Source organism: Clostridia bacterium, from assembly GCA_017410375.1.
Taxonomy (GTDB): Bacteria; Bacillota; Clostridia; order RGIG6154; family RGIG6154; genus RGIG6154.
Genome location: JAFQQW010000004.1, coordinates 1 through 4110, shown reverse-complemented (window position 1 = coordinate 4110; position 4110 = coordinate 1). Strand labels below are relative to the sequence as shown.

Sequence of the window (4110 nt, the reverse complement as noted above, 5' to 3'; positions counted from 1 at the left end):
TATCAATACCCTCGGCTTTTAATTCGTCCGAAATTGCTTTGATGTACTGTTTCAGGAAGGAAATATATTCGGGGGAATCTGCAGATACATGCCAGCCGAACATATAGTCGGTCTTGCCGTTTTCGGTAACCATGATGTTGGCCGCCATTTTCGGCAAAGACAAAAAAGGACCTACTGCACTTTTAAAAAGTGTAACAAGCCTCAATTTAAAAGAAGCGGTGGGTACCCCTGTGGTCGGATTTAACATTGCACCGTCGGTTACAGATGATACACTGAAAGGCTTGATTTTAGCCTATATGCAGCTTGGCGGTATGCAGATGCAAATCACCTGCATTTCGCGTGAAATGTTGGAAGAAGCGTACAAAGAACCTGAAATGCATAAAAATCTTGTGGTGCGCGTAGGCGGTTATTCGGAGTATTTTTATGTACTTTCGGATGAACTGAAACGCATGATTATAAATCGTACTATTCAAGAGGACATATAAACAAAGGGACTGTAATGAAATTACAGTCCCTTTGTGTTAGCAGAGTTCTTTTGCTTGTTTGATAAATCCGTCTTGCTCGGGTTTATTGATGTTGTTCCAAAGTACGCTCCAACCACATACGCGAATTTGCAAATCCTGGTATTTATCGGGATTTTTTTGTGCTTCTATCAGCGTATCGGCATCAAAAACATTGATATGCATTGCATGACCGCCGCGCTTTATAAAGGTTAAAAGAAGAACATACATAGATTCTAACCCTTTTTCTCCGTCCACCGATTTGGGAAGCAAGCCTAAATCCAGGCAGGCATCTCCGCAAAAAGAGGATGCGTCAAACTTTGTGGCAGAAAGAATGGCGGCAGTTGCACCGTCGCGGTTTTGTCCCATAGATGCAGAGACATTTTTAGCAAGCTCTTCGCCAAGCCGTCTGCCGTTTGGCGTTGCCATAGTTTTTTTGCCCTGATCGTATGACATTCGTGCCACGTGAAAACTTAAGCTCCAATGTCCGTTTCTTTTTTCGTTATTCGGTTTTCCGTGTACATTCTGAACAAGAAAGTCTATAATTTCTTTGGCAATGCTATCGGGTAAATCACGGTTGTTTCCGTATTTATCACGGTCTTTGTATAATTTTTGTTGCAAAGCTTCGTTGCCTTCAAAATTATTGTCTAAAACACGAACAAGATTGGGAAGAGAAATTTCTTTTTGGTCATACACAAATTTTTTGATGGCAGTTAAAGAATCTGCCGCATCGGCAATAAAGCCAACATTCAAAGAAGTAGTATTTCGCTTTGCACCGCCGTAAAGGGAATCTTTTGCTCTTTCAAGGCAGGTCGGATATGTAGCAGAAAGCAATGGCGTAGGATTGATGTAGGAAAGATATTCTTCGTAGATGTTTACAATGTGCATAGCATTTTGTACCATATATAAAAGCTGTTGCTTGTAAATGTCAAAGAAAGCCTCAAAAGAAGGAATTTCTGAAATATCAGGCGCTTTTAGCCCTGCAAATTCGCCCGTTATGCCGTCGCAACCGCGATGCAACGCATATTCTAAAGGTTTTACCAGATTGATATAGTTCATATCTGTGTGCATTTCGTTTTGTATTGCATACTCGTAACAGCCTTTTACATCACAAAGGCGAGCTTGCTCAAAGGTTGCACCCGATTGCATCAGAGCTTTTCGTATGGTGGCATCTGAAACAAATACAATGGAATTTCTGCCACGGCGAATCATATCCAACGCTTTTAAAAGAAATGCTTTTGGGGTACTGTCTGCTACTTTTATCTGTATTTTGGGATTTAAAAGCTCCATTTGGTCATACACATCCAGAAAGATGTAAGAAAACTCATTGATAACGGTGCTTTCGTCTGCATTGCAACCGCCTAAATACACCGGCTGTCCCCAATAATTGCCGATTGCAGTAAACTGTAACAGAAAATAAGCTAAATCGGTGCTAAGTTCTTGTTCGGTTACGCCTTTTTCCAAATCTTTTTTGTAGTAGGGGTACAAAACCCTGTCAAAATTACAGATTGAGCGTGCCTGCATACCGTTAATATGCTCACTGACAATAAAATAAATATAATCCAAAAGTAAGACCTCATAAAAGGAAGCGGGTGGGTTGTTTCGTATGTTTTTAAGTGCTTGCGCAAGCTTTTCCGAGCCTTTTGTGGTGCTTGCAAGCGTCTGCAGGCGGTCAATTAAATGCAGTACCGCCTCATAGGTTATTTTTATGCTTTCATAAAAAGCATCTTGTTCAGCATCTAAAGTTTTGCTTGCACGTATTTCTTCGCTTTTTTTCAGCAAACCCAAAAAACCAAGTTCAAACAGAATTTCCCAATGGGGTACGCTGTGGCTGAAATCCGGCCACAAGGTAGCTGCGCCTGTGCGTCCGTAAAAATTTCGTTTTTCATCAATTTCGGGAATGATTTTAAGGAACACTTCGTCGTTCCTATTTTTAATGACGGTTTTATCAAGGGGGCGATCCATCGTGTTGATTGCAGGGAAAATATCTCTCGGGTCGCAGGCAATTCTTGTGTTCTCTAAAACGAAAGCAAAAGCCTTTGCCATGCGTATGGGGTTTGGAAGATTTGCGGTGCTTTCGTCCAAAATCAAAAGCTGATTTATAATTTCATCACCGTCCATGCCGGTTTCGGGGTTGAAAATTTCGTCGTGGCGAATAAAACGGGCTAAGGAATTAAAAGGTTTTGTGGTATCGTGGTATTTGTTTGAAATGTATTGATAATCTGCATCCTTAATATATTGCATAAATAAAACCTCCTTTTTCTTACATTATAGCTTATTCTGCGAAAAATGGAATAGGAAAAACAAAACAACTTGACATTTTCAAAACAAAAGTATATAATGCAAGCGAGGTGGTTTTATGGATAAATTTATGAATTATGATTTTAACATAACCAAAATTGTTTTTGTAAATTATCTGCAGGCTTCCTATGACAAAGCGATACATAAGGATAGACTCAATCACGGTTTAGCACTGCATATGGCAGGGGATAAGGATTATATTTTTCAGAATGGAACATCTCTTCGGGTACAGGCAGGTAGCATTATTTATTTACCGAAGCATTCGTTTTATGAAGTGGCGTGTCGGAAAATCGGCGATTGTTATGCGATAAATTTTGAATTAGATGAGGATATTACTTTTCCGCCTTTTGTAATGCAACTTAAAAATTGTGCGGATGCCGAAAAATGCTTCCAACGGGCAGCAAATGCGTGGAAAATGCAGAAAAACGAAGAAAATATAAAGTGCAAAGCGGAGCTTTATGGATTGATTTATATTTTGATGAAGCAATATTTTTCGGAGTATATGCCGTCTGAAAAATTTGAAATCATAAAGCCTGCGGTGGACGCAATGCATCGGACTTGTTTAAGTGGTGAATTGTGTGTGGAAAAATTAGCAGATCGATGTGGCGTTTCGGCGGTGTATTTTCGAAAGCTTTTCAAAAGTTTTTATGGTGTTTCGCCCATTAAATATATAAACGATTTAAAAATCAGCCACGCAAAGACGCTTTTACAATCGCAGATGTATTCGGTTTCTGAGGTCGCTCGACAGTCGGGCTTTTCGGATGCAACCCATTTTAGTCGTGAATTTAAAAAAATAACAGGCACAAGTCCTTCCCGGTATAAACTAAAACCGTCGAACTGATGTTCGACGGTTTCGTATTATTTAGTTAAAAGCTCACAAATCTTGTCGTGTAAATTTTCGTAAAGCTGATTGCAGATGGGGTATTGGTCAAATTGCAAATCACAGCCTGCAAGCTCGTCTATTAATTCTACAGCTTTGTCTTTGCCGACTTTTTGTGCCAAGGCATCCAAAAGACGGATGTCTTGCATTGCCTGGTATGTAATTTCGGCACGCAAGGATGTGTATGCACCGGTTTTGGACGGATACAGAATGTACCCATCACCCGAGGGGAATGAGCCGTCCGAAGAGGTGGTCAGATACGGGTCAATGGTGTAAATGGAGTGGGCGGTGTTATAAAAGTTTAAGCCCCAGTGCAAAAAGCCTTTTATATCGTACTTAAAAAGCTGAAGTCCCAGAATCCGCACACGGGCAGAGGGGATAGAAAGAAAGCTGTTGGTGAATGTATATATCGGACCGCAGCAGTAGTAT

General features: G+C 40.4%; 4 protein-coding genes. 2 read left to right on the top strand and 2 right to left on the bottom strand.

Features of this window, described 5'->3' with window-relative positions; genetic code table 11:
* Positions 1-134 precede the first annotated feature (134 nt).
* Positions 135-485 carry a hypothetical protein gene (locus IJE10_00685; GenBank protein ID MBQ2966624.1) on the top strand — a complete coding sequence of 117 codons (351 nt, stop codon included), beginning with the start codon at positions 135-137 and terminating at the stop codon, positions 483-485.
* Between the two features lie 36 nt (positions 486-521).
* Here the strand turns inward: IJE10_00685 and IJE10_00680 are convergent, their stop codons facing one another.
* Positions 522-2744 carry a hypothetical protein gene (locus IJE10_00680; GenBank protein ID MBQ2966623.1) on the bottom strand — a complete coding sequence of 741 codons (2223 nt, stop codon included), beginning with the start codon at positions 2742-2744 and terminating at the stop codon, positions 522-524.
* Between the two features lie 115 nt (positions 2745-2859).
* On the opposite strand from IJE10_00680, the gene IJE10_00675 reads away from it, so the two are divergent.
* Entirely contained in the window at positions 2860-3642 is a 783-nt protein-coding gene (locus IJE10_00675) for a helix-turn-helix transcriptional regulator (GenBank protein ID MBQ2966622.1), read from the top strand.
* A 17-nt stretch (positions 3643-3659) separates the two neighbouring features.
* Here the strand turns inward: IJE10_00675 and IJE10_00670 are convergent.
* On the bottom strand, positions 3660-4110 hold a 451-nt coding region (locus tag IJE10_00670; GenBank protein ID MBQ2966621.1), incomplete at its 5' end, for a DUF4091 domain-containing protein.